Origin of the sequence: Nocardia sp. NPDC059229, assembly GCF_042754165.1 — a bacterium.
GTDB lineage: Bacteria > Actinomycetota > Actinomycetes > Mycobacteriales > Mycobacteriaceae > Nocardia.
On record NZ_JBHZAK010000012.1, the window covers coordinates 34,817 to 60,846 of the forward strand.

General features: G+C 70.0%; 22 protein-coding genes. 15 read left to right on the forward strand and 7 right to left on the reverse strand.

The features are described from left to right. Positions 1 to 40 precede the first annotated feature (40 nt). The 3 genes from ACFXHE_RS25715 to ACFXHE_RS25725 all read left to right on the forward strand — a co-directional run bounded on the left by ACFXHE_RS25715 (position 41) and on the right by ACFXHE_RS25725 (position 5,587). On the forward strand, positions 41 to 1,246 hold the full coding sequence (locus tag ACFXHE_RS25715; protein ID WP_379386949.1) for an MFS transporter: 1,206 nt from the start codon (positions 41 to 43) through the stop codon (positions 1,244 to 1,246). 172 nt (positions 1,247 to 1,418) lie between these two features. Next, positions 1,419 to 3,017, forward strand: a complete 1,599-nt coding sequence (locus tag ACFXHE_RS25720) for an ABC-F family ATP-binding cassette domain-containing protein (RefSeq protein WP_379386951.1) — start codon at positions 1,419 to 1,421, stop codon at positions 3,015 to 3,017. A gap of 209 nt (positions 3,018 to 3,226) precedes the next feature. Beyond that, a complete protein-coding gene (locus ACFXHE_RS25725; protein ID WP_354837222.1) occupies positions 3,227 to 5,587 on the forward strand; it encodes a RelA/SpoT family protein in 2,361 nt (786 codons plus the stop codon). 36 nt (positions 5,588 to 5,623) lie between these two features. Here ACFXHE_RS25725 and ACFXHE_RS25730 read toward each other — a convergent pair whose 3' ends face one another. Beyond that, positions 5,624 to 6,607: a dimethylarginine dimethylaminohydrolase family protein gene (locus ACFXHE_RS25730; protein WP_379386953.1), complete on the reverse strand. Its 984-nt coding sequence runs from the start codon at positions 6,605 to 6,607 to the stop codon at positions 5,624 to 5,626. Between the two features lie 252 nt (positions 6,608 to 6,859). Here ACFXHE_RS25730 and ACFXHE_RS25735 point away from each other — a divergent pair, with 252 nt between their 5' ends. From ACFXHE_RS25735 to ACFXHE_RS25745, 3 genes are all read left to right on the forward strand, one after another. Next, entirely contained in the window at positions 6,860 to 7,777 is a 918-nt protein-coding gene (locus ACFXHE_RS25735) for a patatin-like phospholipase family protein (protein WP_379386954.1), read from the forward strand. A 90-nt stretch (positions 7,778 to 7,867) separates the two neighbouring features. After that, the gene (locus tag ACFXHE_RS25740) at positions 7,868 to 8,176 is read left to right on the forward strand and encodes a pyrimidine/purine nucleoside phosphorylase (protein ID WP_379386956.1); all 309 of its coding nucleotides are present in this window, start codon (positions 7,868 to 7,870) and stop codon (positions 8,174 to 8,176) included. A gap of 77 nt (positions 8,177 to 8,253) precedes the next feature. After that, the gene (locus tag ACFXHE_RS25745) at positions 8,254 to 9,126 is read left to right on the forward strand and encodes an LLM class flavin-dependent oxidoreductase (RefSeq protein ID WP_379386957.1); all 873 of its coding nucleotides are present in this window, start codon (positions 8,254 to 8,256) and stop codon (positions 9,124 to 9,126) included. 231 nt (positions 9,127 to 9,357) lie between these two features. Here ACFXHE_RS25745 and ACFXHE_RS25750 read toward each other — a convergent pair whose 3' ends face one another. Next, the gene (locus ACFXHE_RS25750) at positions 9,358 to 10,197 is read right to left on the reverse strand and encodes an SDR family NAD(P)-dependent oxidoreductase (RefSeq protein ID WP_379386958.1); all 840 of its coding nucleotides are present in this window, start codon (positions 10,195 to 10,197) and stop codon (positions 9,358 to 9,360) included. Positions 10,198 to 10,293: 96 nt separating this feature from the next. Here ACFXHE_RS25750 and ACFXHE_RS25755 point away from each other — a divergent pair, with 96 nt between their 5' ends. The 4 genes from ACFXHE_RS25755 to ACFXHE_RS25770 all read left to right on the forward strand — a co-directional run bounded on the left by ACFXHE_RS25755 (position 10,294) and on the right by ACFXHE_RS25770 (position 13,624). Then, positions 10,294 to 11,580, forward strand: a complete 1,287-nt coding sequence (locus ACFXHE_RS25755; protein WP_379386959.1) for a PucR family transcriptional regulator — start codon at positions 10,294 to 10,296, stop codon at positions 11,578 to 11,580. Between the two features lie 147 nt (positions 11,581 to 11,727). After that, the gene (locus ACFXHE_RS25760; RefSeq protein ID WP_379386961.1) at positions 11,728 to 12,132 is read left to right on the forward strand and encodes a DUF1330 domain-containing protein; all 405 of its coding nucleotides are present in this window, start codon (positions 11,728 to 11,730) and stop codon (positions 12,130 to 12,132) included. A gap of 5 nt (positions 12,133 to 12,137) precedes the next feature. Further along, positions 12,138 to 12,992, forward strand: coding sequence for an alpha/beta fold hydrolase (locus ACFXHE_RS25765; protein ID WP_379386963.1), 855 nt, complete (start codon positions 12,138 to 12,140; stop codon positions 12,990 to 12,992). A 71-nt stretch (positions 12,993 to 13,063) separates the two neighbouring features. Beyond that, positions 13,064 to 13,624 carry a 2,4'-dihydroxyacetophenone dioxygenase family protein gene (locus ACFXHE_RS25770; RefSeq protein WP_379386965.1) on the forward strand — a complete coding sequence of 187 codons (561 nt, stop codon included), beginning with the start codon at positions 13,064 to 13,066 and terminating at the stop codon, positions 13,622 to 13,624. A gap of 97 nt (positions 13,625 to 13,721) precedes the next feature. On the opposite strand, the gene ACFXHE_RS25775 is transcribed toward ACFXHE_RS25770, so the two are convergent. After that, positions 13,722 to 14,870 carry an epoxide hydrolase family protein gene (locus tag ACFXHE_RS25775; RefSeq protein ID WP_379386967.1) on the reverse strand — a complete coding sequence of 383 codons (1,149 nt, stop codon included), beginning with the start codon at positions 14,868 to 14,870 and terminating at the stop codon, positions 13,722 to 13,724. A gap of 63 nt (positions 14,871 to 14,933) precedes the next feature. On the opposite strand from ACFXHE_RS25775, the gene ACFXHE_RS25780 reads away from it, so the two are divergent. After that, the gene (locus tag ACFXHE_RS25780; protein WP_379386969.1) at positions 14,934 to 15,878 is read left to right on the forward strand and encodes a helix-turn-helix transcriptional regulator; all 945 of its coding nucleotides are present in this window, start codon (positions 14,934 to 14,936) and stop codon (positions 15,876 to 15,878) included. 96 nt (positions 15,879 to 15,974) lie between these two features. Here ACFXHE_RS25780 and ACFXHE_RS25785 read toward each other — a convergent pair whose 3' ends face one another. From ACFXHE_RS25785 to ACFXHE_RS25800, 4 genes are all read right to left on the reverse strand, one after another. After that, complete coding sequence (locus ACFXHE_RS25785) at positions 15,975 to 16,805, reverse strand: alpha/beta fold hydrolase (RefSeq protein WP_379386971.1); 831 nt, start codon at positions 16,803 to 16,805, stop codon at positions 15,975 to 15,977. 145 nt (positions 16,806 to 16,950) lie between these two features. Next, the gene (locus ACFXHE_RS25790) at positions 16,951 to 17,985 is read right to left on the reverse strand and encodes an NAD-dependent epimerase/dehydratase family protein (protein WP_379386973.1); all 1,035 of its coding nucleotides are present in this window, start codon (positions 17,983 to 17,985) and stop codon (positions 16,951 to 16,953) included. A gap of 13 nt (positions 17,986 to 17,998) precedes the next feature. Beyond that, positions 17,999 to 18,307, reverse strand: coding sequence for a hypothetical protein (locus ACFXHE_RS25795; protein WP_379386974.1), 309 nt, complete (start codon positions 18,305 to 18,307; stop codon positions 17,999 to 18,001). Positions 18,308 to 18,316: 9 nt separating this feature from the next. Beyond that, the gene (locus ACFXHE_RS25800) at positions 18,317 to 19,978 is read right to left on the reverse strand and encodes a fatty acid CoA ligase family protein (RefSeq protein ID WP_379386976.1); all 1,662 of its coding nucleotides are present in this window, start codon (positions 19,976 to 19,978) and stop codon (positions 18,317 to 18,319) included. Positions 19,979 to 20,408: 430 nt separating this feature from the next. Here ACFXHE_RS25800 and ACFXHE_RS25805 point away from each other — a divergent pair, with 430 nt between their 5' ends. The 4 genes from ACFXHE_RS25805 (at position 20,409) to ACFXHE_RS25820 (ending at position 25,989) form a co-directional block, all read left to right on the forward strand. Then, positions 20,409 to 21,455 (forward strand): 3-oxoacyl-ACP synthase III family protein, encoded by a 1,047-nt coding sequence (locus ACFXHE_RS25805; protein ID WP_379386978.1) that lies wholly within the window; start codon positions 20,409 to 20,411, stop codon positions 21,453 to 21,455. Positions 21,456 to 21,459: 4 nt separating this feature from the next. After that, a complete protein-coding gene (locus ACFXHE_RS25810; RefSeq protein ID WP_379386980.1) occupies positions 21,460 to 22,365 on the forward strand; it encodes a hypothetical protein in 906 nt (301 codons plus the stop codon). A gap of 199 nt (positions 22,366 to 22,564) precedes the next feature. Next, positions 22,565 to 24,601 carry a LuxR C-terminal-related transcriptional regulator gene (locus ACFXHE_RS25815; RefSeq protein ID WP_379386982.1) on the forward strand — a complete coding sequence of 679 codons (2,037 nt, stop codon included), beginning with the start codon at positions 22,565 to 22,567 and terminating at the stop codon, positions 24,599 to 24,601. A 23-nt stretch (positions 24,602 to 24,624) separates the two neighbouring features. Next, on the forward strand, positions 24,625 to 25,989 hold the full coding sequence (locus ACFXHE_RS25820) for a lipase family protein (protein WP_379386983.1): 1,365 nt from the start codon (positions 24,625 to 24,627) through the stop codon (positions 25,987 to 25,989). Positions 25,990 to 26,030: the final 41 nt, after the last annotated feature.

Genomic DNA, 26,030 nt, shown 5'->3' on the forward strand with positions numbered 1-26,030 from the left:
ACCCGGCCCCGCGCCGGGTTTTTTCGGAAGGAGATTCGGGATGGCCAATATCCCGGTTACTGCCCGGCCGTCGACGGCCGAGGCCACCGCCGCGCCGAACGGGTTGCGGCGCACCCTGATCCTGGCGCTGGGCACCTTCGCGGTCGGCACCGACTCGTTCATCCTGGCCGGGTTCCTGCCGGACCTGGCCGGATCGCTGCGGGTGTCCACGGCGACCGCGGGCGCGGCGGTGACGGTGTTCGCGGCGGCCTATGCGCTGGGGTCGCCGGTGCTGGCCACGCTGACCGCGCGGCTGCCGCGCCGGGCGCTGCTGGTGTCGGCGCTGCTGGTGCTCGCGCTGGCGAATCTGGGATCGGCGCTCGCGCCGACGTTCACGATCCTGCTGGCCACCCGGATCGTGGCCGCGCTGGGAGCGGCGGCCTTCACGCCCAATGCGGGCGCGGTGGCCGCGGCGCTGGTTTCGCCCCAGGCGCGCGGGCGGGCGCTGGCGGTGGTCGTCGGCGGGCTGACCATCGCGACCGCGCTGGGTGTGCCGCTGGGTGATCTGCTGGGGCACTGGCTGGGCTGGCGGTCGGCGCTGACCGGGGTCGCGACCGGGTGCCTGCTGGCGGCGGCCGGTGTCGCGGCCTGGGTGCCCGCGCTGCCCGGCAATCCCGCGGTCCCGCTCGCGAAACGGCTGGCGGTGCTGCGCAATCGGTCGGTCGCGGCCGTGCTGCCGCTGACGGTGCTGGGCATGGGGGCGGCGTATGTCGTGTACGCGTATGCCGTTCCGGCGTTGGGGGCCTTGGGAATCGGGGCCGCCACGACCGCGTGGATGCTGATGTTGTACGGCGTGGGCGCGGTGGCGGGCAACCTGTCGTCCGGTTACGCCACCGACCGCTTCGGCGCCACCCGGGTGCTGACCGCCGGATACGCGTTGATGGCGGCGACCCTGGCGAGCATGGGTGTGCTGGCGGCGACGGACACCCGGGTTCCCGCCCTGGTCGGGCTGCTGACCCTGGGCTGGGGTGCGGCCAGCTGGTGCCAGACGCCGGCGCAGCAGCACCGGCTCATCGCGGCCGCGCCGCAGGAGTCCGGGCTGGTGGTGGCGTTGAACGCCTCCTGCATCTACATCGGCATCGGCGCGGGGACCGCGCTCGGCGGCATCACCCTGGAGCACGGCGCCACGGTCATGTACGGCCTGGCCGCCCTGCTGGCCGTGATCGCGCTCGGCTACCTGCGGTGCACGGCGCGAGCCGCGCGCTGACCGGCGGTGAGACTCGGCTCACGAAATACGTTCTTGCACGGGCTCGTTGATCTCGGTTACCGTAGTCGAGTTCTCTTCCCGTCCGATCGGAGACATGCCGTTGCTCTTCTGAGGTGATCGCCGAGTGGCCCGCAATCGCGCGCCGCATTCGCTCACTCTCGGGGAGGCCCGCATGTCAATGCCCGTTATTTCCATTTCCGATCTCACCTTCGCGTGGCCGGACGGCACCGGAGTCTTCGACGGTCTCGACGCCCAGCTCGGACCCGGTCACCTCGGCCTGGTCGGCAGCAATGGTGCGGGGAAGTCCACCCTCTTCCGCCTGATCACCGGCGAACTGCGCCCCGCGCGCGGTTCGGTGAGCATCCCGGGGCGGTTCGGGTACCTGCGTCAGGACCTCGGATTGGCCGCGGGGCAGCGGGTCGACGCGGTGCTCGGGATGGCCGGGATCCGGAAGGCCCTGCACCGCATCGAATCCGGATCCGGCACCGACGCCGACTTCGAAACCGTGGGCACCGCCTGGGATATCGAGGAACGCGCCGTGGCACTGCTCGGACGGCTCGGATTGCATTACGTCGCAGGGGATGTCGCGCAGCTGGACCGGCGGCTCGACACCCTCTCCGGCGGTGAGACCGTACTGCTGGGCCTGGTCGCCGAGCTGCTGCGCGAACCCGACGTCCTGCTGCTGGACGAACCGACCAACAACCTCGATCAGGTGGCGCGGCAACGTCTCTACGAGGTCGTCGGCCAGTTCCCCGGCACCGTGCTCACCGTCAGCCACGACCGCGAACTGCTCGACCGCGTGGACGCCGTCGCGGAGCTGCGGCAGGGCGAGATCCGACTCTTCGGCGGCAATTTCAGCGAGTACGAGCGGATCATCGAGCTCGAGCAGGACGCCGCCCGCGCGGCGATCCGGGAGGCCCGCAGCGATGTCCGCAAGCAGGCGCGCGAACTCGTGGAGGCCCGCATCAAACTCGACCGGCGGCAACGCTACGGGCAGAAGATGTGGGACCAGAAGCGCGAACCCAAGATCGTCATGGGGGAGCGCAAACGCCAGGCTCAGGTCTCGGCGGGCAAGCTGCGCAACAACCACATCGGCAAGGTCGAGGAGGCCAAGGATCATCTGACCGATATGCAGGACCGGCTGCGCGACGACCGCGAGATCCGCGTCGACCTGCCGGACACCCGGCTCTACCCGGGCCAGGACGTGCTCGAACTGACCGAGGTGCGGCTCCCGTGCGGGCCGACGGTGACGCTGAAAGTCAGTGGCCCCGAACGCATCGCGCTCACCGGCCGCAACGGCATCGGCAAAACCACGCTGCTGCACCGCATCCGGGAGGAGTCGCCCAGGGTGCCCTGGCGCATGCTGCCGCAGCGCCTGGACGTCTTCGACGAATCCAGGTCGGTGTTCGAGAACGTGGCGGCCACCGCGCCGCACGCCTCGGCCGAACAGATCCGGGCCCAGCTGGCCCGGTTCCTGTTCCGCGGCACCGACGCCGATGTCGCGGCCGGCGCGCTCTCGGGCGGTGAGCGGTTGCGCGCGGCCCTGGCCATGCTGCTGCTGGCCGAACCCGCGCCCAAACTGCTGCTGCTCGACGAGCCGACCAACAACCTGGACCTGCCCAGCCTCGCCCACCTCACCGAGGCGCTGGCGAGCTTCCAGGGCGCACTGCTCGTGGTCAGTCACGACCCGCGCTTCCTCACCGAGATCGGGGTGACCAGGCGGCTGGAACTGACCCCGGAGGGCCTGGTCGAGAGCACGGGCGAACAATGAGCAGGGAGGCCCGGCCGACACCGGAACAATCCGGGTCCCATGCGGGCGCGAAACCGAGCCCCGACCGGGTATCGTTCATCGCTCCGGAGCTGTTCGGACCGGCGGTGATCGCCGTCCGGTCGGGATCCGATTCCAGGACTAAAGTGGATGATCTGGGTGGTTGAACGGTCCGATATGGTTTTCCGATCGAGGCCGCGAGCGGAGGTGGCATGACACAGCATCTGGAGCAGGCGAACTCGGGGCAATCGCCCGAGGGTGAGTCCGCCACCCCATCGGCCAACGGGCAGTCCGCCGCTCGCAACACCACCGCCGTTCCCACCTCCGCATCACGTCGCGTCCGCGCGCGCCTGGCCCGCCGCATGACCGGGCAGCGCGGCATCGCCGCCGTCAAGCCGGTGCTCGAGCCCCTCGCCAGCGTGCACCGGGAGCTGTACCCGAAGGCGAATCTCGCTCTGCTGCAACGGGCTTTCGACGTCGCCGACGAGAAGCACGCCCACCAGTTCCGCAAGTCCGGCGACCCGTACATCACGCACCCGCTGGCCGTGGCCAACATCCTGGCCGAGCTGGGCATGGACACCACCACGCTGGTGGCCGCGCTGCTGCACGACACCGTCGAGGACACCGGGTACTCGCTCGACGAGCTGACCGCCGAATTCGGCACCGAGGTCGCCCATCTGGTCGACGGTGTCACCAAGCTGGACAAGGTCAACCTGGGCGCGGCCGCCGAGGCCGAGACCATCCGCAAGATGATCATCGCCATGGCCCGCGACCCCCGCGTGCTGGTGATCAAGGTCGCCGACCGGCTGCACAACATGCGCACCATGCGTTTCCTGCCGCCGGAGAAGCAGGCCAAGAAGGCCCGCGAAACCCTCGAGGTGATAGCGCCGCTGGCGCACCGCCTCGGTATGGCCACCGTCAAGTGGGAGCTGGAGGACCTCGCCTTCGCGATCCTGCACCCCAAGAAGTACGACGAGATCGTGCGGCTGGTCGCCGACCGCGCGCCATCACGTGACACCTACCTGGCCAAGGTACGCGCCGAGATCGTGAACACCCTGGCGTCGAGCCGGATCAATGCCGTGGTCGAGGGCCGTCCGAAGCACTACTGGTCGATTTATCAGAAGATGATCGTCAAGGGTAAGGACTTCGACGACATCCACGACCTGGTCGGCATCCGCATCCTCTGCGACGAGGTGCGCGACTGCTACGCCGCGGTCGGTGTCGTGCACTCGCTGTGGCAGCCCATGGCCGGGCGGTTCAAGGACTACATCGCCCAGCCGCGCTACGGCGTCTACCAGTCGCTGCACACCACCGTGGTCGGCCCCGACGGCAAGCCCCTGGAGGTGCAGATCCGCACCCAGGACATGCACCGGACCGCCGAGTTCGGCATCGCCGCGCACTGGCGATACAAGGAGACCAAGGGCAAGCACTCCAACGACTCCACCGAAGTCGACGACATGGCGTGGATGCGTCAGCTGCTCGACTGGCAGCGGGAGGCGGCCGACCCGGCCGAGTTCCTGGAGTCGCTGCGCTTCGACCTCAAATCGCCCGAGATCTTCGTGTTCACGCCCAAGGGTGACGTGATCACCCTGCCGCAGAAGTCCACCCCGGTGGACTTCGCCTATGCCGTGCACACCGAGGTCGGCCACCGCTGCATCGGCGCGCGCGTCAACGGGCGGCTGGTCGCACTGGAACGGCAGCTGGAGAACGGTGAGGTCGTCGAGATCTTCACCTCCAAGGCCCAGAACGCCGGACCCTCCCGGGACTGGCAGAACTTCGTGGTGTCCCCGCGCGCCAAGGCCAAGATCCGGCAGTGGTTCGCCAAGGAACGCCGCGAGGAGGCCCTCGAGGCGGGCAAGGACGCCATCAGCAAGGAGGTCCGGCGCTCGGGCCTGCCGCTGCAGCGTCTGATGAGCGTCGACGCCATGAGCGCGCTCGCCCACGAGCTGCACTACACCGACATCTCGGCGCTGTACGCGGCCGTCGGCGAGAACCAGGTGTCCGCGCACCACGTGGTGCAGCGGCTCATGGCCCAGCTCGGCGGCGTCAGCGATGTCGAGAACGAACTGGCCGAGCGGTCCACGCCGTCCACCGTGCCGGCGCGTCAGCGCACCACAGGCGATGCGGGCGTGGAGATTCCGGGCGCGCCCGGGACGGTCTCCAAGCTGGCCAAGTGCTGCACCCCGGTCCCCGGCGACGAGATCATGGGCTTCGTGACCCGCGGTGGCGCGGTCAGCGTGCATCGCACCGACTGCACCAACGCCGATTCGCTGCGCTCGGAACCGGAACGGATCATCGAGGTCAAGTGGGCGCCGTCGCCGTCGTCGGTGTTCCTGGTGGCCATCCAGATCGAGGCCCTGGACCGTACCCGCCTGCTGTCGGACGTGACCAAGGTGCTGGCCGACGAGAAGGTCAACATCCTCTCGGCCGCCGTCACCACCTCCGGTGACCGGGTCGCCATCTCCAAGTTCACCTTCGAGATGGGCGACCCCAAGCACCTCGGCCACCTGCTCAACGTGGTCCGCAATGTGGAAGGCGTCTACGACGTCTACCGCGTGACCTCGGCCGCCTGATCCGTCCCACCCCGGCGAAAGCCGGTGGGGGACAGGTCAGTCCGCGCGCAGCAGCGGCTGGGTGGAGCAGCGGAAGGCGCCGCCGAACAGCCGCGACACCGCGAAGTCGATGTATTCGACAGTGATGCCGCGGCCCTCGAGCTCCTTGCCGACCCGCTCGAATTCCGGGTCGGTGAGGTAGGTTCCGGCGTCGATGGGCAGGCCGTTGGTGGCCATGGCCGCGGCCTCGTCCTCGCTCACGTCGATGCGCTCCCAGTCGCGCAGCCGCTCGGGCAGGCCCTCGGGGAGGCGGTCGGGGCAGGCGATGAGCAGTCCCTCGCGCACCAGGCCGATCGCGCAATCCAGGTGCAGCACATGCTCGGGCAGGCGTACGGGCGTGACGGTGAAGCCGTGCGGCCGCAGGTATTTCGCGAGCCAGCGGTAGCCGAGCTCATTGCTGGCCATGCCGGACAGGCCGACGAAGACGTCGGTGCCGAGCACCAGGACGTCTCCGCCCTCGAGGAACGGGCCGGGTCCCGGGTGGCCGACCGCGGCCTTGCCGGGCTGGAGCAACGAAACGTATTGCGCGGCAGAGGGCATCACGCGGTCCAGCAGCAGGTCGCGGCTGGGCAGCACCTCCATGCGGCGGTGCGGGAACTGGAGCACGCCCTCGATCACGTGCTCGCCGATGGTGAACCACGGGTCGCGGACGAAGAAGTTGGCGTATCCCATCGGGCCGGCGGTGGCCTTCTCGTCCGCGGTGAACAGCCGAGGTCGCAGTACTTCGACGCCGTGGCGGGTGAGCACGGCGGCGAGCTCGTCCCGCTCGGCCTCCCACCGGCGCTGCTTGTCCGGATACACCGCGCCGAAGTCCTGACCCCACACCGCGTCCAGGATGTCCACCGCGCCCGGTTCCACCGGCATCGAGTGGCCCAGTATCTCGGCATTTGCTGGAGCCCGGAATTCGCTCTGCGAAACCACCACTGTCCGCAGCCGCGCGAATTCACTGTCCACACGAACGTTCTGAGTTTCAGCAAGCATGGGATGACACGATAGCGCCCGAATGCCCGCCCGGATTCGCCGGATTCGGCTCGCATGACTTGTGGAATTATCGGTGTGACCAGCTGGTCTTCTGGTGGCGGTTGCCAGCTTCCGGAATTGCGGCAATCGGATGGAGACCCAAGTTGGAGCGGATCGTTACCTCCACCGTGGCTACTGACCGAACTGGTGGCGACCGAGCTCTACCATGGTTTGCGATTAGATTGCTGATTCTCGGGCGGGTAGGAGATTCATATGTCGACGGGCAAGCGCGTCAAACTCGCCCTGGGTAGTGGCGGCGCACGCGGATACGCGCACATCGGCGTGATCGCCGAGCTCCAGGAGCGCGGCTACGAGATCGTCGGCGTGGCCGGATCGTCGATGGGGGCACTCGTCGGCGGGCTGTTCGCCGCCGGGCGGCTCGACGAATTCACCTCCTGGGCAACCACTCTCGGCCAGTTCGAGGTGGCGCGGCTGCTGGATCCGGCGTTCAGCGAACCGGGCGTGATCCGTGCGGGCAAGGTCCTCGACCGGATCCGCGAGATGCTCGGCGAGCTGCGCATCGAGGACCTGCCCATCCCGTATGTCGCGGTGGCCACCGATATCACGACCGGCCGGTCGACCTGGTTCCAGGCCGGTGAACTCGATGCCGCCATCCGGGCCTCGATCGCCATTCCCGGATTCATCACCCCGGTGCTCGTCGACGGGCACGTGCTGGTGGACGGCGGCGTGCTCGATCCGCTGCCGGTGGTGGCGACCATGGCGCTGGGCCCCGCGGACATGACCATCGGCGTCGACCTCTCGGGCGCGCCGGACCCGGCCTACGACCGCGCGCAACCGCGCACGAACTGGTTCACCCAGTGGTGGCGGGCCTCGGCGCAGCGGCTCGGCGGGGCGCGCACCCAGGTCGAGGAGGTGCCGGCGCAGCCCCCGGCGCTGAGCAGCATCCGTGCCACCGATGTCGCCCAGCGGGCCATCGATCTCATGCTGGCCGCCCTCACCCGCCAGCATCTGGCCGCACACCCGCCGGACCTGGTGATCGAGGTGCCGCAGAACATCTGCGGCACCATGGATTTCCATCGCGCCACGCCGATCATCGAGCAGGGGCGGGCGTTGACGGCTCGGGCTCTCGACGCCCTGCCCGACCGCGCCCTCGACGCGCTGCCCGACTGAACGATTGCCCGGCGGTCGCGGGTACGATCGGCGCGAACCGGACCGGCCCGCGCGGCCGGTAGTCACCCGTAGGAAGGGCCCCGTACCAGCATGAAGTTCGAGAATGTCACCGTCACCAAGCGCGCCAACGTCTACTTCGATGGCAAGTGTGTGAGCCACAACATCGAATTGGCCGACGGCACCAGCAAGTCGATCGGTGTCATCCTCCCCGCCACCCTGACCTTCAACACGGGTGCGCCGGAGATCATGGAGCTGCTCGAGGGTCAGTGCAACGTCACCCTGGCCGGCGAGTCCGAGGCCGTCACCTACAAGGGCGGCGAGTCGTTCTCGGTGCCGGGCAACTCCAGCTTCCAGATCGAGGTCATCGAGCCGGTCCACTACGTCTGCCACTTCGGCTGAGTTCCCAACCCTGTGGCCCGGTCGCGAATGTGACCGGGCCACAGCCATTTCCGGCTCCGGCGTGGTACGCATGGGGTATGACGACCCTGGGAGTGGTGTTCCGGCCGCAGCAACCGCCCGAGCGGCTGCGGGACGTGGTGCGAGCGGCGGACGAGTCGGGACTCGACGAGCTGTGGCTGTGGGAGGACTGCTTCCTGGAGGGCGGGATCGCCACGGCCGCAGCGGCACTCGCGTGGAGTGAACGGGTGCGGGTCGGGGTGGGGGTGCTGCCGGTGCCGCTGCGCAATGTCGCGGTCACCGCGATGGAGCTGGCGACGCTGGAGCGGATGTTCCCCGGGCGGGGGATCTGGGGTGTGGGACACGGGGTTCAGGACTGGATGGGGCAGGTGGGGGAGCGGGTCGCCTCGCCGATCGCCCTGCTGCGTGAATACCTCGACGCGCTGCGGGCGCTGCTGGCCGGGCAGCGAATCACGGTGCAGGGCAGGTATGTCCGGCTCGACGACGTCGCGCTGGACTGGCCGCCGGTCGCCGCGCCGCCGATCCTGGCCGCCGCGACCGGGCCGCGGACGCTGAGTGTGGTGGGGGAGGCCGCCGACGGGGTGATCCTCACCAGCTCCACACCCGCCGACGGGATTCGCACGGCCGCCGGGATCGTGCGGGCCGCGCGGCCCGAAGCGCTTGCGGCACAGCCGTATCCGATCGTCGTGTACCTGCTGGCGGCCACCGGTTCCGGCGCCGCCGAACGGGTGGCCGCGGAGCTGCGCGCCGAGGGACGCGACACCATTCCCGATATCGGTGTGGCGGGAGATGCCCAGGCCATCGCCGACACCGTGCTCCGCTGGATCGAGGCCGGCGCCACCAGCGTGGTCCTGCAACCGACCGGCGACGAACCGGACCCGGTGGGTTTCGTCCGGTTCGCCGCCGAACAGGTCAGGCCCCTCGTTTCCTGATGCCGCCGATCAGCCTCGGGCTCATCCCCGATAAGCGTCCAATGGTCGATCAGCTCGTCCTGGTCCAGCTCACGCGCCACAGTCGCGCAAGCTACACCGAGATAGATACTGCCACAGGCAGTTTGCAGCAGGTGACACGATCCTTACCGGCGAACCTCAGATGCCTGCCGGACCGGTTACAGCAGCACGGGGACAACATCGGCGGGCGACAACGGTGAGTTTGCTGTCGGGCTATTTGGCGGCCGCAGCAAGCTTGGCCGAGACTATTGCCGCGACGCGAGGCGTGAATCGGGCCAGTGCGTACATCAGGTGGGCTTCTGCGGCGATGGGGGCGACGCCGGTGTTGCGGTCGACGGCCTTGAGGATGTTGACCGCAACGCGTTCGGCTGTATACCCACGCTTGGCGTAGAGGTCGCCGATCTTCTTGCGCACCTCGTCCGCACCGTCACCCCGGATCGGGGAGCTGGCGGTGATGGGGGTATTGATGACGCCGGGGCAGATCGCAGTGACTCCGATGCCCAGAGACTTGAGCTCCATGCGCAGCGCCTCGGAGAACCCGCGCACCGCGAACTTGGTCGCGCTGTACGCCGAGAGGCTGGGGTTGGCCAGCAGGCCTGCAGCCGAGGCGACGTTGACGACGTGGCCCTGGCCCCGCTCGACCATGCCCGGTACGAATGCCGTGCAGCCGTGCACGACACCCATCAGGTTGATCGAGACGAGCCACTTCCAGTCCTCGAGGGTGGTGTCCAGAAAGCCGCCGAAAACTCCCACACCAGCGTTGTTCACCAGAAGGTCGGGGGCACCGAACCGCTCCAGTACCGAATCCGCGAAGGCTGCCATCTCGTCGGCGGAGGAGACGTCGACCTTCGCGGTCAAGACGTCGCGGCCCAACTGCCGGGCCTGCTCCGCGGTCGCCTCGACGGCTGCGAGGTTGATATCGCACAGGGCGAGCGAGGCGCCCCTGCGCGCGCACAGCAATGCGAGCTCGCGGCCGATACCGCTGCCCGCTCCGGTGATGACCACAGCACGGCCGCTGAGGTCCTTGGTCTCGAGGTGTTTCGTAGTACGCATGATCGGACCGTAGGAGTGGGCGCTGCTGACGCGCTCGTACGACAGCACCAGCATTCACCCGGACAGCTGTCGTCCCGCGACAGTAAGGTGCGCTGCATGGAGTCGGGCTGGCCACCGCTACAGGAACCTGAGTCGAAGCGCATCTGGGACTACGTGGTCACCGGAGTCGCCGCCGACCTCGGTGCCCACGCCGCCGACCTTGCCATCCAGGTGGCCGACCTGATGCGTGCGGAGCTACCGGAGTTCATCTCCGACGCCGAGGCTTACGCCCAGCAGGTCGCTTCGGCGGAGGCGTCGCTGCGGGTGGTGTCGGGGCAACTCCAGCGCGGCGGTGACCCTCGAGCGCTGATCCTGCCCGAGGCCACGGTGGCGGTGGCGACAACAGGGGTGCACCGGCTGGTGGCGCTGACCCCGATGCTGCGCTCGTACCGGCTGGGCCACCAGGTCGTGTGGCAGTGGCTGCTGGCGCGGATCTCCGAGCGGACCCCGGATCCCGCCGTGCTGGCCAGGGCTGCAGATCTGCTCTCGGCCTGGTTGTTCGCTTTCATCGATACCTCATCGAGCCTGGCTGAGCAGCTGTACGAGACCGAGCGCGACCAGTGGATGCGCAGCGCGATGGCGGCCCGGGTCGAGGCAGTCGAGGCGATCCTGTCCGGTCGTGAGCGTGACGCGCGACGGGCCTCGGCGCGGCTCGGCTACGAGCTGGGGCGCCATCACGTCGGTGTGGTCGCGTGGGTGGAGTCGACACCGGAGGGTTCGGATCCGCAGCCGGCGCTCAACCGGCTTCTGCAACAGCTGGGCCCGCTGGTCGGTGCCGATTCCGTGCTGGTGTGTCCCCGCGGTGCGATGAGCGGCGTCGCCTGGATCAGTCGGGCTCGCGCGTTCGGCGACGACGACCTCGGCAAGGTCGCCATCCCGGTCGAGGCGACCACGCACGAGTTCGCCCCTCTGCTGGCGGTGGGCACCCCGGGCCACGGGCTGACGGGCTTTCGCGCCAGCCAGACGCAGGCCGGCCATGCCCGGCGCGTGGCGACCCTGATCGGTGCAGCGACCGGCTCGGTCACCCGGTACGACGAGGTCGCGGTGGTCGCGATGGCCACGGTGGATCCTGAGCAGGCCAGGGCGCACGTCGTAGGTGTGCTGGGTGACCTGGCCGCCGACGACGAGGCGACCTATCGGGTAGCCGAGACGCTGGCGGTCTATCTCGAGGAGAACCACAGTCGCAACCGTGCCGCCGCCCGGTTGCACATCCACGCGAACACGGTCAACTACCGGGTCCGGCAGGCCGAGAGCATCCTTGGTCACGCGATCGGGAGCGGCGATCTCGATCTCCGCGTGGCGCTGGCCCTGCTGCCTGCCCTGCGCGGGCTCCCCTCCAGCTGACCCCACCCGGAAGTTGCCGACTGTCGCGGCAGCACAGTGAGGCGGCCGAAATCTGTCGCGGCTGACCGAGACGGCACATGCCCGCGGTTCGTAGTGTCCTGCGTCACAGGGCCACATAGCCCACCGACGATCGCCCAGGAGGCTGCCATGACTGTCGAGTCATCCGTGTACATCGAGCCCACCGAGCACCAGGTCGGCGCCCTGGTCGAAGCGGCCGGGCACGCCAGTGGCCCCGTGATCATGCTGAACCTGCTGAAGTTCAACGACGAGGGGGGCCGCGACAGCTACCTGCGCTACGCCCGTGACGTACAGCCGCATCTGGAGCGCGTGGGTGCCTCGATCGTGTACGTCGGCGACGCCGGCAGCGTCGTCATAGGCCACGAGGGCGACGCTTGGTGGGACACGATCCTGCTGGTGCAGTACCCCTCGCGGTCGGCGTTCTTGGACATGGTCATGGACCCGGGCTACCAGGAGGTCAGCCGGCACCGCACTGCCGCACTGACCACCTCGGCGCTGGTGGCCACCGACCCGTGGCTGGTCGACCTGTCGTGAGTACCGTGTTCGAGAATCGTCAGGTCGTCGTGGGCGATGTCAGATCGCCCGTGCTGGTGGGTGGTCCGCGTGACGCCTCGCCCACCGAGGCCGTGGTGTTCGTACACGGCAACCCCGGCGGCGGCGCCGACTGGCTTTCCCTGATGGCGCCCGTCAGCGAGTTCGCCCAGGTCATCGCCCCCGACATGCCCGGCTTCGCCGGCGCCGAGAAACGAGCCGACCAGGACTACACCGTCGCCGGTTACGCCCGTCACCTCGACGGCGTCATCACGGCCTTCGGCTTGGAGCGCGTGCACCTGGTGGCGCATGACTTCGGCGGCCCGTGGGCGCTGACGTGGGCCGCCGACCATCCCGAGAAGGTCGCCAGCATCACCCTGGTCAACACCGGGGTGCTGCTCGACTACCGCTGGCACCGGCTGGCCCGGGTCTGGCGACTGCCCCTGGTGGGCGAGCTGTTCCAGCGCGGTGCCACCCCACGGTTGATCAGGAGCCTGCTCCGACATGACAACCCCGGCCTGGACCGCCGGTGGGTGGCCCAATTGGGTGCGTACCTTCGGCCGTGGGGGACCAAGCGGGCCGTCCTGCGCCTGTACCGGTCCACCTCGGTCTCCTCGATGCCGCCGCTGGCCGCGGCTCTCCGTCGCCACGACTTCCCCTGCCTGGTCGTCTGGGGCACCGCCGACGTCTATCTCCCCACGAACCAAGCCGATGGGCAGCGCGAGCCGTTCCCGTCGGCACAGATCCACAAGATCCCCGGTGCCGGGCACTGGGTGTGGCTCGAAGAGCCCGACCGCGTCGCCCACCATGTCCTGCCGCACTTGCGCAGCCAGGTCGGCGCGACCCCGCCTGCACTCGCCTGAGCCCGGGAAATTCGCACCACCTACGGCAACGTCGACCGACCTGCCGCTGTCACCCCTCGAGAGGAACAGTCATGACACTCACCGCCGCACCGCAGTCTGCCACCACCAGCACAGGCACGCCGCTGCCGCTGGTCGCCCTGCCCCAGGGCGAACTGCTCACCGTCAATTCCAACGACATCCCCCTGATCCGCGACGCTCTCGGTCCCGGCGTCCACTTCAAGCCGCTGCGCCTCGACCTCGAGACCGGCCAGTGGGTCGTGCTCGCGATCTTCGAGCCCGGCGCCGCGGTGCCACTGCACTACCACACCGGCATCGCCCAGGGGTACACCCTGGCGGGCCGCTGGCACTACCTGGAGTACCCGGACCAGATGCAGACCGCGGGCTCCTACCTCTACGAGCCGGCCGGTTCGGTGCACACCTTCGTCTGCCCCGCCGACAACACCGAGGACACCGTGCTCCTGGCCTTCGTCGAGGGTGGCAACGTGAACTTCACCGAGGACGGCCACTTCCACTCCATCCTCGACGGCGTCACCATCCGGCACCTCACCGACACCCTCAGCCAAGCTCAGGGCCTCAATGGCGTGCAGTACATCGGAGGCGGGGCCGCCGGAGTCGTCAGCGTCAACGCCTGAGACACACCACGACCACCTCGTGCAGCGCCGGCCACCGGGTGCCGGCGCTACACGAGGCGTTGGCCGTCGCATCGACCACAAAGACGGAGACAGGCTGCTAGCGCAGGTCGCGGAAGAACTCGCGGATATCGTCGACCAGCAGCTCGGGTTCCTCCATGGCCGCGAAGTGCCCGCCGCGGTCCACGTCCACCCAACGGGTGATGGTGTTGGCCTCCTCGCAGTAGCGGCGGATGCAGACGTCGTGGGCGAAGGCGATGACGGCGGTCGGCACGCCGGAATTCACGCCGGGCACACCCCACTCCCCGGTGTTGGCGTACCCGACATAGGCCGCGGAACCTGCGGTGCCGGTGAGCCAGTAGAGCATGACGGTGGTGAGCAGGCGATCGCGGTCGATGATCTTGTCCGGGTCCACGCCGCGCGGATGCGTCCACTCCCGGAACTTGTCCATGATCCAGGCCAGCTGTCCCACCGGCGAATCCACCAGCCCGTACGCCAGGGCCTGGGGCCGGGTGGACTGAATCGCGACGTACCCGAACTCCTCTCGCATGAACGCCTGGATGCGCCGCACCCGGTCCCGCTCGAGCTCGGTGAGCTCGTCGATGTCGTCCGCGGCCGAGGGCGGCGGCAGGCTCGGGCCGCCGTTGACGTGCACGCCGATCACCCGATCCGGTGCCGTGCGGGCCACTTCGGGGCTGACCGCGCCGCCGATGTCGCCGCCCTGCACGGCGTAGCGCTCGTAGCCGAGCCGGTTCATCAGCTCCGCCCAGACCCGGCCGATACGGGCCCGGGTCCAACCGGAGTCGCCGACCGGTCCCGAGAATCCGAACCCGGGCAGCGAGGGAATGATCAGGTGGAAGGCGTCGGCCGGATTGCCGCCGTGGGCGCGCGGATCGCTCAGGGGGCCGATGACGTCGAGGAAGTCGGCGATCGAACCGGGCCAGCCGTGGGTGAGCAGCAGCGGCACCGCGCCCGGTTCGGCGGAGCGGATGTGCAGGAAGTGGATGCGCTGCCCTTCGATCTCGGTGACGAATTGCGGATACCGGTTGAGCTCGGCTTCGGCTGCGCGCCAGTCGTATCCGGTGCGCCAGTGGTCGACCAGCGCGCGCAGCCAGTGCACCGGAACGCCGGTGTCCCAGTCGTCGCCCGGCAGCGGGGCGGGCAGACGCGCGTCGTCCAGGCGTCGCTGCAGGTCCTCGAGCTGTTCGGCGGGGATGTCGATGCGGAAGGGAGTGATCTCGTCGCTCATGAGTACCACCGTACGAGGCGGTTAGGACAGGTTCTGCCCTAGCTGTGCGGCAGAATCGAAATCGTGTTGGAAACCTCCGCCAGACTGCTCCGCCTGCTCTCGCTGCTGCAGACCCCGCGCGACTGGAGCGGCGCGGAGCTGGCCGCGCAGCTCGAGGTGGATGTGCGCACCGTGCGCCGCGATATCGGAAAGCTGCGCGCCCTCGGATATCCCGTGGACGCCACCGCCGGCGCGGCCGGATATCGGCTGGGCGCGGGCGCACAGCTGCCGCCGCTGCTGCTCGACGACGAGGAGGCCGTCGCCGTGGCCATGGGATTGCGCACGGCGGCGGGCGGGACCATCGCGGGCATCGAGGAGAGTTCACTGCGGGCGCTGGCGAAACTCGAGCAGGTCCTGCCCTCGCGGCTACGGCATCGGGTGACGGCCTTGCAGGCCGCGACCGTGGCCGTCCCCGATGGCGGCCCGCGCGTCGACCCGGACACCCTGACCGCCATCGCCGCGGCCATCCGTGACCAGCATCGCCTCCGATTCGACTACCGCACCCACGATGGCGAATCCTCGCGCCGGACAACCGAACCGCACCGCCTGGTGCACATCGGCCGCCGCTGGTACCTGACCGGCTGGGACGTGGACCGCGAGGACTGGCGCACCTACCGGGTGGACCGCCTCACCCCGCGCATCCCGACCGGCCCCCGCTTCACACCACGCGAGGCCCCCGACGCCGCCGCTCAGGTCTCCCGCGGCGTCACCACCGCGCCCTACCGCTATCAGGCCCGCATCACCCTGCTGACCTCGGTCGAACGGGCCGCCGAGGTGATCGCGCCGACTGTCGGCGTGCTCGAGGCCGTCGACCCGGACACCTGCATCCTGCACACCGGCGCGGACTCACTCGACGCCATCGCCGTCCACGTGGCGGGTTTCGGTTTCGACTTCCGGGTCCTCGAGCCGCCGGAACTGGCGGCGCACCTGCGTGAGCTCGCTACCCGATTGCACCGGGCGGCAGGCTGACCTGAGTTGCTGGCGGGCAACTGTTCTTTCGAGACGCCGGGTACGGCGGATACGCCGGGCGTCCGTGGCGGAGAGGGGGTTGTGTGCTGGGCGAGTTCAGCCCGCCAGGGCTGTGCGGGTGGCGGCACGGATGGCGGCCGTGACGGTTTCGGGCTGCTCCAGCATGACCAGGTGACCGCAGTCGGGGAGTTCGATGGCCTCGGACGGGCACAGGGTGGTGTTGAGGCGGGCGCCGGCGGCGGCGGACAGGATGTGGTTCTTGGCGCCCCAGACGGTGGTGATGGGCGGGAAGCCGGGGGCGGGCCGGAAGTCGTCGAGGACGGCCAGTTTCGGCAGGTCACGCGCGATGGCGGCGGGTGGCAGCAGGCGGCGGGGTTCGCTCCAGCGGTGGCGCAGACCGGTGAAGGGGGAGGAGCCCATGCCGCGGCCGCGCGGGCCGAGCTGTTCGCGGACGACGAGATTCGCGGCGAAACCGGGCAGCCGGATCGCGCCCGCGACGGAGTCGAGCGGGAGCTGGGCGGCCGCGCGCGCGGTCCAACCGGTCGGTGTGGGACGCAGGGTGGCGGCGGTCAGCGGGCTGCACAGCACCAGGGCGCGCACATTCTGCGGGTTGCGGCGCGCGTACAGCAGGGACAGCGCGCTGCCGAAGCAGTTGCCGACCATCGTGACATTGGTGAGCCCGTGCGCCTCGATAAACTCCGACACCATGCGCACGTAGTTGTCGACGGTGTAGCCGTCCGCGGGTGAGTCGGAGTCGCCGTAGCCGAACAGGTCCAGCGCGTACACGGTGTTGGTGGCCGCCAGCGCGCGCGTCTGGTTCACCCAGATGCGCCGGTCACCGCCGATATTGTGCAGGAACAGGATCGGATCCCCGGACCCGGCGCGATCGTAGGCGACGGATACGCCGTGATAGTCGAACTCCGGCATCGGGCGCTCTCCTCATTGAGTAGCGGTGCTGCACTGCGTCTGCGGCCTCGAGGGCCGTCAGCACCGACTCACCCTCGCGCGGTACCAGCCATGTTAGCCGGTACCGCGCGTAACACAAGTTTTGAGGGGAGCGTCCGAGCGCTGGTCAGCGGGTGGATCCGGCGATCACCTCCCCGCTGCGGATCCAGGATTTCAGTTCGGTCATGCCGGTGTCGCGATCCATTACGGGCCGATATCCGAAATCACGGGTCGCCGCGGAGGTGTCGTAGGTGCCCGAGCGGGTCATCACCGCCACCGAGTACCGCGACAGCGGCGGCGTCCAGTTTTCGGCGAGATACGGTACCCGCCTGAGGTTTTCGATCACCGACACCACCAGCGCCACCACGCGCGGATCGAGCCGGCGGCCGGGCCGCGGATAGCCGAGGTCCGCGGCGACGTCACCGAGGAACCCCCACACGTCGGTCCGCTCCGCATCGGCGATGAAATACGGCTTGCCGCCGACATTCTCGCTGGCAGCGGCCTTGACCGCGGCCTCGGCGATATTGTCGACATGGCATAGCGAGGCGTACACCTCGCGCCCGGCCGACAGATCCGGCAGGGTCCCGGCCGCCGCCCGTTCGAGCAGCCGCACAATGGGCCCGGATCGGTCGCCCGCACCCCAGATGGCCCGCGGCCGCAGCGCGCAAGTGGTGAATCCGGGTGTATTCGCCTTCAGCACCAGGCGTTCGGCGGCGGCCTTGGTCTCGCAGTAGTGGTTGAGGTAGCGGCGGGGATACGGAACCGACTCGTCGATATCGATCTGGTCGCCGCCGTCACGGTCCATGAGCGCGCTCGGACTCGAGATGAACACGAACCGCTGCGCGCCCGCCGCCCGGGCAGCGGCCAGCAATCGCGCCGTGGCGGCGACGTTCTCGGCCCAGAAGCGGGCGCGGGTGCCGCGCTCGTCCACGCGGGCGGCGCTGTGGAACACGACATCGACCCCGGCGACGGCGCGTTCCAGCGAGTCGGGGTCGCCGAGATCGCCCACCACCCGCTCCACCCGGTCGAGCACCGGGGCCAGGTCCCGCAGATTGCTGGTGCGCCGCACCAGAATCGCCACCTCATGGTCCCCGTCGCGCACCAGCCGGCGCGTGAGCGCGCCGCCCAGGAAGCCGGAGGCCCCCGTCACCAATGCCTTCACGATGCTGCTGCTTTCACGATGCCTCCAGAAGTGTGTGGTCGCGTCGCCGGGCGCGGCCGAGGAGCGGCGTCAGCGCCGCTGTGCCCCAGCCGACCCGGCTGGCCAGTTCGTCGGCGGCCATGCTGACCGGTATGCGGGTGGCCGGATCCGCGGCGCACAGTGCCGCGTCGGCCCACCACAGCAGCCGCAGCGCCGGATTCGACGGGGCGCGCCCGGCCACCGCGGCGATCAGTCCGGCCACCAGATACAGCCGTGCGGCGATCCCGGCCAGGAGGTACAACCGCGTGACCAGCGGAACCACCTGCGGCGCCGGGCTTTTCATGCTCCGGCCCTACCCGTCGAGTTGCTTGGCCGCCCAGACCGCCAGCTTCTCGCGGCCGATCTTGGCATTGTGGCGGATGTCGACCGGGAACCTCGGATGGAACAGGAACTCCGCCACCGGCTTGGTGATGTCGAATTCGTCGCGCCGCCCGCGCAATCGGTCCTCGACCACGGCCCGGTCGGCCCCCGGCGTCAGCTCCACGCACAGCACCGGCTGCTGGTCCCCGCGCGCACCCACGCCCACCAGCGCGCTGCGGGCCACGCCCTCGACGGTGTTGAACACCTGCTCGACCTGCACGGTGAACATCGGCCCGCTCGCCGTCTCCAGTCGCTGACTCTTGCGCCCGCAGAAGCGGATTCGCCCGGCGTCGTCGATCCAGGCCAGGTCTCCGGTGCGGTGCCAGATCACCTCGCCCTCGGCGATCTTGCCGGTCCGGTTGGCCGCCTGCGGCCAGAAGTAGCGGGGGCTGACATTCGGCCCGGACACCACCAGCTCGCCGATCCCGCGCGACGCCGCCAGATCGGCTGCCCGCGCCTCCGCATCCGCCCAGTCCGGCAGCGGATCGTCGGTGATGGCGATGATGCGCGCCTGCACGTGGAGCGCGGGCGCGCCGACGCACACCCCGTGCCCGGTGTGCGCCTGCTCCACCAGATCGCCCAGCAGCTCACGGGATTCGATGGTCGCCATGGGCAGCGCCTCGGTCGCGCCGTAGCCGGAGTACACCTTCGCCGGCTCGGGCAGCACCTGCCGCAGCGCCGCGATGCACCAGTCCGGGACGGGCGCTCCGCCGGAGTAGATGCTCTCGATGCTCGGCAGCGCCGCCCCGGTCTGCTCGATGTGCCGCAGGAGCGGGATCAGCACGGCGGGGGAGGCGAACATGGTCTTCACCTCGTATCGCTGCACCGCGTCGACCACGTGCGCCGGATCGGTCGCCCCGACCTTGGAGGGAATCAGCGGCGGTAGCACGCACCGGGATCCGAGCAGCAGTTCCAGGATGCCCGCCACCGGCGCGGTGATGAGCGAGGTGCCCGGCGCGACGTGCTCGCGCGCGGCGTCCACCTGGTCGACCATGGCGCTGAGATTGCCGTGGGTGAGCACCACCGCCTTGGCGGGCCCGGTGCTGCCGGTGGTGTAGGCGATGAGCAGCGGTTCGTCATCGGGCGCGTGCTCGCGTTCGGGCAGCGCGGAAGCCGGTGTGCGGCCCCAGCTTTCGAGGGTGGGCCCCTGCCACCACGAGCGCCCGACCGTGACCGCCATCCGCACCTTGCGGAAGTAGGCGCGGAACACGATGCGCAGCGCCTGCGCCTCGGTGACGCCGACGAAGGCCTCGGCGTCAGCGGCCTGCAGGCAGCGCAGCATCTTGAACATGCCCATGCCCGGGTCGATCACCACCGGCACCGCGCCGATCTTGAACAGCCCGTAGAGGACGGCGTACAGCTCGGGTCCCGGCCGCACCAGCACGATGGTGCGCACGCCGCGGGTGACGCCGGCCTCGGCGAACCGCTCGGCAATCGTGTCCGACCACGCGTCGAGTTCGGCGTAGGTGAGGTGGCGGTAATCGGGCAGGCCGTCCCGATTCCTGCCGTCGGCATAGATCACCGCCTCCCGTTCGGGATGGGCGTCGACGATATCGCTGAAACGATCGAGAGCGCGCCAATAAATGGTGGGCAAGGAATGCGACACACTTCCCCCAGTGAATTGTCGAGGAATGCGAGGAATGTATCGGTGAGGCTACACGGGGTGATGTCGGACCGCTAGACGTGGCGCTCCGTATTCGTTTGATATACAACAGTTTTAGTGTGTCCCCGGGTACCGACACCGGTTCTTCGCAACCCCCTATTCCACCCCTACGGGGTGACTCGGCGTCCATTCGCCGATCGGCGTGCGTACCACTTCCTTCCAGCGATTACGCCGCGAAAATCACTCGAGCGCACTGTGATTGGTGGGGCGCGTGGGGCTCTCGCCTACCGGTGGGTACGGTAGCGTTTCACTTGGCATCGGGGCTACGGGATATCAGCGGGGCCGGCTCGGGGGACACCGAATTGCGGCCGCCGCAGCCACATTCGACCGGACGCACTCAGTCCAGAGAGCAGGGGGCCACATGCGTACACGCTTCGAATCGATCGGTGCGTACACACCCACGACCATCCGTTCCACCGAGGACGTGATCAACAGCCTTTCGGTACCCAGGGCATTGGACCTGGAACGAATTACCGGAATCAAGAACCGGCGCGTGCACAATAGTGATCCGGAGAATTACGAATCGTCGTTCGCACTGGCGCGCCAGGCCATCGAGGACTGCCTCGCCCGCTCCGGCTACGACGCCGCGGACCTGGACGTCATCATCTCGGTGTCGATCACCCGCTTCACCGCGCCCGGGCAGTACTGCTTCGCACCGTCTTTCGCTGCCCAGCTGGGTGCGGCGATCGGCGCGGGCCGGGCCCTGCACTTCGACCTGTCCAATGCCTGCGCGGGCATGATCACCGGCGTGCTGGTGCTGGACCGCATGATCAAGTCCGGTGTGGTGCGCCGCGGCCTGGTGGTCAGCGGCGAGCAGATCACCCCCATCGCCGAGACCGCCACCCGCGAGATCTCCCAGCCCTACGACCCGCAGTTCGCCGCCCTGACCGTGGGCGACGCGGCTGTGGCCGTGGTGGTCGACGACCAGGGCGACGACGCGGACGAGATCCACTACATCGAGCTCATGACCACCTCGGCCGGCGCCGAGCACTGCGTCGGCATGCCCAGCGACAAGACCACCGGCATCGCCATGTACACCGACAACCGCGCCCTGGCCAGCGAATCCCGCTTCCTGCAGGGCATTTCGCGCATGGCCGACTTCCTGCTGGAGACCGGCCGGGCCTGGGAGAGCGAGAAGTACGACTACTGGATCCACCACCAGTTCAGCGGCCCGGCCATCGAGTACATCAGCTCGCTCACCGAGCGGCACTTCGACACCCCGATGCCGCAGGCGCTCAATGTCTACGCCGAATACGGCAATACCGCGTCCACCTCGCACTTCCTGGTGCTGCGCGAACATCTGGCGCAGGGCCGGATTCCGCGCGGCTCCAAGGTGCTGCTGATCCCCGAGGCGTCCGGCGTGGTCTCCGGGCACCTCGCCGCGACCATCTCCCGGCTGGAGGCCTGAATCCATGAGCACCGCAATCGTTTCCGCGGCGGTCTGCACCGACGCCGACACCGGCAGCTACTTCGAGCTGGCCGCCCGCGCCGGCGCGCAGGCGCTGGCGGCGGCGGAGGTCTCCGCCGACCAGGTCGGCCTGGTGGTCAACGCCGGGGTGTTCCGGGACAGCAATATCGCCGAACCCGCGGTGGCCGCGCTGATCCAGAAGCGCCTCGAGGTGGGCCTGGAGTACGCGACCGGGCGGGTGCCCGCGTTCTCCTTCGACCTGCTCAACGGCGGCACCGGGGTGGTGCACGCGCTCATGGCCGCCCAGTGCTTCACCGGTCTCGGCGATGTCGAGTACGCGCTCATCGTGGCCGGCGACACTCACCCGTCCACCGAGCGTGACCGCGAGGACTTCCCCTACGCCGCCAGCGGTGCGGCCATCCTGCTGCATTCCTCCGACAGCGCGGGCGGTTTCGGCCGCATCTACACCACCGAGACCCCGGGCGCGCTCGCCCCGACCGCGTGGGCCGACCTGGAGGCGGCGGGCACCGGCGGCCGCACCGCGCTGACCGTGCGCACCGAGACCGGGGACCCGCTCGCGCTGGCCGAGGCCGCGCTGCGCGAATGCCTGGGGGGTGAAGGACTGCAGCCCAGCGACTTCGCCACCGGTGGCGCGGTGCTGCTGGCCCCGGCCCCCGTCCCCGGCTTCCGGGAGCGGGTGGCCTATCGGATCGGGGTGCCCTCGGCCGCGGTCGCCGGGATCGACCCGTTCGTCGGCGACCCGTATTCCGCGGGCCCGGTGCACGCGTATCTGAACGCGGCCACCCAGGGCATGCTCGACGAGGCGCACGCGGTGGTGTTCCTCGCGGTGGACGACACGTCGGCGGCTGCCCTGGTCTATCGCCCGGGGGCGCTTGTCACCACCTCCTAGGCGAATGTGAAATACACTGTTTGGCAGTACATTTCGAAACCGTTGTGCCCCGGCTGATCCTGGGCGCCTACGCGCCCTCGCTGCAATGATGCCGCTCCAGCACACCGAAGCTCGCCGTGCCACGCCTGTCAGTCGGGCGCATCCCGATCGGTGAAAGGGACGTCAGATGGCACGGTCGGTCGCTCGGGACCGAGGGGACATGCCGGTGGGGGCCGGCGCCAGGACGAGCTGGGCGGTCACCACCCAGGTGAGCGCGGCGGACGCGGAGCGGCTGCGGGTCGCGCGCGCGGTGGCGGTGCTGGGGGCCGCCGCGCGGGTGGGCCGGGTGGCGGCGCTATTGGACACGGAACTGGACGAGACCCGTGCGGTGGTCACGGAATTGGCGGCGGTCGGGCTGATCGTGGGGGAGTGCCGCCCCCACCCGGAGCTGGCGGCCCCGGTGCTGCGGGACCTGCCCGACGAGGATCGGCGCGCCCTGCACACCGGGGCGGCCGAACTGCTGTTCCGGGAGGGCCTGCCCGCGGCGACGGTGGCCCGGCACCTGGTCGAGGCGGGCGACGCCCGCGGCTCGTGGGCGGCGCAGGTGCTCCTGGAGGTCGCCGACCGCGCCTTCGACGCCGATGAATTGGACAGCGCCGGAACCTATCTGGAGCTGGCCTATCGGGCCAGCAGACGCGCCGACGAGCGGGCCGCCATCGCGACGCGGCTGGTGGCGGTGGAGTGGCGGATCAACCCGTCGTGCCGCACCCGCAATTTCGGCCGGCTCAAGGCGGCCCTGCGCACCGGGCGGGTGCCGTATCCGGAGCTGCCCATGACCGTGCTGCAGATGCTGTGGCACGGTCATGTCCTGCACGCCGATCACGCGCTGGTCCAGCTGCGTCGCAGCACGGACGCGGCGGCGGCCGATCGGCTCGAATTCGTCGGGGCGTGGCTGCGCTACACGCATCCGGTGCAGGCGCAACGGCATCCGTGGCTGGCCCGCGCCCGCTCCGGCCCGGAATCGCCGTCGCCGGACCGTGACTCACCCCACCGGCAGGCCGCCGCACTGCTGGCGGGACTGTGGGAGCAGCGCTCACCCGCCGAGACCGCCGCCGCGGCCCAGCGCATCCTGGCACACCACCGGCTGACCCCCGCCACCGTCGAGGTGCTGGTGGCGGCGGTCGACTGCCTGCTGCACACCGATCGCCTCGACGCCGCCGACGCCTGGTGTACCGCCCTGCTGGCCGAGGCCACCGCGCGCCGCGCCCCGACCTGGCAGGCGCTGTTCGCCTCGGCGCGCGCGGAGACGCTGCTGCGCAAGGGAAATCCGGTCGAGGCGGCCGGACATGCCCTGGCGGCACTCAATCTGCTGCCCGCCGAACAGCTCGGGGTGTGGCTGGGCCGGGCGGTCGCGGTGCTGGTGCGCGCGCTCACCGCACAGGGCAGGCACGCCGAGGCCGCCGCACAGCTGGAGCGGCCGATGCCGCGCGCCATGTTCGAATCCCGTTTCGCGCTGGGCTATCTGCGCGCCTGCGGCGAGCACTGCCTGGCCACCGGCCGGCCCGAGGAGGCGCTGCGGCACTTCCGCCGGTGCGGGCGGCTGATGGACGAGTGGGACATGGACTTCGCCTGGCTGGCGCCGTGGCGCAATGACCTGGCCGCGGCCGGCCTGGTATCCGGGCAGCAGCGGCAGGTGCGGAATCTGGTCACCCGGCACCTGGACCTGATCGGCGGAGCCGAGCAGCACCACACCGGTGGGGTGTCGCTGCGCCTGCTCGCCGCGACCAGCGATCCGCTGCGGCGGGTGACGCTGCTGCGCCGTTCGGCGGCGCTGGCCCGCTCGGGTGGCGACGAACTCGAATTGGCCACGGTGCTCGCCGATCTCGGGAACGCCTACCGGGCGCTGGGGGAGTCGGACCGGGCCCGGCCCCCGCTGCGGGAGGCGGCGCGGCTGGCCGAGAGCTGCGGGGCCGAACCGCTGCTGGCCCGCCTGCAGGTCGACCCGGTGCCAGCCGCGCGAGAAACCCTGGTAGACACCGGTTTCGACGCCTTGAGCCCGGCCGAACGGCGGGTGGCCGAGCTGGCCGCGCTCGGTCAACGCAATCGCGATATCGCCGAGGCCCTGAACATCACCACCAGTACGGTGGAGCAGCACCTGACGCGGGTGTACCGCAAACTCGCGGTCGCCCGCCGCAGCGAACTGCGGTTCGCGCTGGCGTCCCGGACCGAGACGGGCGCGCGGACCGCTACCGGATAACCGTCGGCCGAAAGGGGATTGGCGTGATCGCGTATCCAACCGGGGCGCCGCAGCCGCCGCGGGACGACCATCCGCAACCACCGCTGCCCGAGCACGACCCGTTCTACCGGCGTCCCCGCGGACTCGACCGGGTCGCGCCCGGGGCCGTCCTGCGTTCGCGTCCAGTGGAACTCGCACTGCTGGGCCGGATTCCGCAGCGCGTCACGGCCACCCAGTTGCTGTACCGCAGCACAGATCTGCACGGCCGCGCCGAGGCGGCGGTCACCACGGTGCTGCTGCCCTCCGGCGCGGACCCGGCGGCCGACCGGCCGCTCGTCTCCTTTCAGTGCGCCATCGACGCCGTCGCCTCGAAGTGCCTGCCGTCGTACGCGTTCCGTCGCGGTGCGCGGGCGCTGGGCGCGGTTCCGCAGTTCGAGCTGCTGCTCATCGAGCACGCCCTGACCCGCGGCTGGGTGGTGTCGGTGCCCGACCACACCGGGACCGCGGGGCGGTTCGGGGCCCCGCGCGAGCCCGGCCACCGCACCCTGGACGGCCTGCGCGCCACCCTGAATTTCCTGGCGCGGCCCGGTGATTCGCCGGTGGCGCTGTGGGGCTACTCGGGCGGCGGTCTGGCCACGGTGTGGGCCGCCGAGCTCGCGGCGAGCTATGCCCCGGAGCTGAATATCCTTGCCGCGGTGCTGGGTTCGCCGGTGGGGAACCTCGAATCGACCTTCTTCCGGCTCAACGGCTCGGCCTTCGGCGGGCTGGCCGCCCTGTGCGTGGCCGGACTGCGCCGCACCTACCCGGCGCTGGACCGCACCCTGCGCGAGCACCTCGACGCCGCGTCCCTCGACCTGCTCGACCGCGCCGAAACCAGCGCCACGATTCCACTCCTGCTGCGCAGCCGCCGGTCCCGGCTCCAGGATCGCGACGGTTCGGCCCTGGCCACGCTACGGACCCTGCCGCAGGTGCGGGCCGTCCTGGCCGATGTCGAACCGGGCGCGCGAGCGCCGCGGTTCCCGGTGCTCGCGGTGCAGGGCGTGCACGATCTGATCATTCCGTGCGGCAATGTGGATCGGCTGGTCGATCGCTACCGGGCCGAGGGCACCTCGGTCCGCTATCTGCGCGATGTGCTGGGCGGTCACGCCAGCCTGGGACTGCTGGCCGCGCCCCTGTGCCAGAACTGGATCGCCGATCGATTCGCCGGTCGCCCGCTCCCGGCCGGAACCACGCAAACCGTAGTCTCCCTGGCACTTTCGATCCCCGCGCTCCGCGGCTACCTGGGCCTGGCGTCGATCCTGGCGAGGGCGGTGGCGGCCCGGCCGATGCGCGCCGCGCCACCTGCTCGGACCGCCGGGCAGCCGGGCATGCCCGGGGCGGACATCGCACACGCACTGCCGGTCACGTGATGCGCACGCCGCCCCCGCCCGACGAGGTCAAGGTCGGGCAT

Excerpts from the sequence above, each read along its gene's own strand:
- ACFXHE_RS25810 (WP_379386980.1), top strand. The coding sequence starts at position 21,460 with ATGAGCACCGCAATCGTTTCCGCGGCGGTCTGCACCGACGCCGACACC.
- ACFXHE_RS25805 (WP_379386978.1), top strand. The coding sequence starts at position 20,409 with ATGCGTACACGCTTCGAATCGATCGGTGCGTACACACCCACGACCATC.
- ACFXHE_RS25815 (WP_379386982.1), top strand. The coding sequence starts at position 22,565 with ATGCCGGTGGGGGCCGGCGCCAGGACGAGCTGGGCGGTCACCACCCAG.
- ACFXHE_RS25740 (WP_379386956.1), top strand. The coding sequence starts at position 7,868 with ATGAAGTTCGAGAATGTCACCGTCACCAAGCGCGCCAACGTCTACTTC.
- ACFXHE_RS25785 (WP_379386971.1), bottom strand. The coding sequence starts at position 16,805 with ATGCCGGAGTTCGACTATCACGGCGTATCCGTCGCCTACGATCGCGCC.
- ACFXHE_RS25725 (WP_354837222.1), top strand. The coding sequence starts at position 3,227 with ATGACACAGCATCTGGAGCAGGCGAACTCGGGGCAATCGCCCGAGGGT.
- ACFXHE_RS25775 (WP_379386967.1), bottom strand. The coding sequence starts at position 14,870 with ATGAGCGACGAGATCACTCCCTTCCGCATCGACATCCCCGCCGAACAG.
- ACFXHE_RS25730 (WP_379386953.1), bottom strand. The coding sequence starts at position 6,607 with ATGCTTGCTGAAACTCAGAACGTTCGTGTGGACAGTGAATTCGCGCGG.
- ACFXHE_RS25735 (WP_379386954.1), top strand. The coding sequence starts at position 6,860 with ATGTCGACGGGCAAGCGCGTCAAACTCGCCCTGGGTAGTGGCGGCGCA.
- ACFXHE_RS25750 (WP_379386958.1), bottom strand. The coding sequence starts at position 10,197 with ATGCGTACTACGAAACACCTCGAGACCAAGGACCTCAGCGGCCGTGCT.
- ACFXHE_RS25720 (WP_379386951.1), top strand. The coding sequence starts at position 1,419 with ATGTCAATGCCCGTTATTTCCATTTCCGATCTCACCTTCGCGTGGCCG.
- ACFXHE_RS25755 (WP_379386959.1), top strand. The coding sequence starts at position 10,294 with ATGGAGTCGGGCTGGCCACCGCTACAGGAACCTGAGTCGAAGCGCATC.
- ACFXHE_RS25745 (WP_379386957.1), top strand. The coding sequence starts at position 8,254 with ATGACGACCCTGGGAGTGGTGTTCCGGCCGCAGCAACCGCCCGAGCGG.
- ACFXHE_RS25795 (WP_379386974.1), bottom strand. The coding sequence starts at position 18,307 with ATGAAAAGCCCGGCGCCGCAGGTGGTTCCGCTGGTCACGCGGTTGTAC.
- ACFXHE_RS25770 (WP_379386965.1), top strand. The coding sequence starts at position 13,064 with ATGACACTCACCGCCGCACCGCAGTCTGCCACCACCAGCACAGGCACG.
- ACFXHE_RS25760 (WP_379386961.1), top strand. The coding sequence starts at position 11,728 with ATGACTGTCGAGTCATCCGTGTACATCGAGCCCACCGAGCACCAGGTC.
- ACFXHE_RS25715 (WP_379386949.1), top strand. The coding sequence starts at position 41 with ATGGCCAATATCCCGGTTACTGCCCGGCCGTCGACGGCCGAGGCCACC.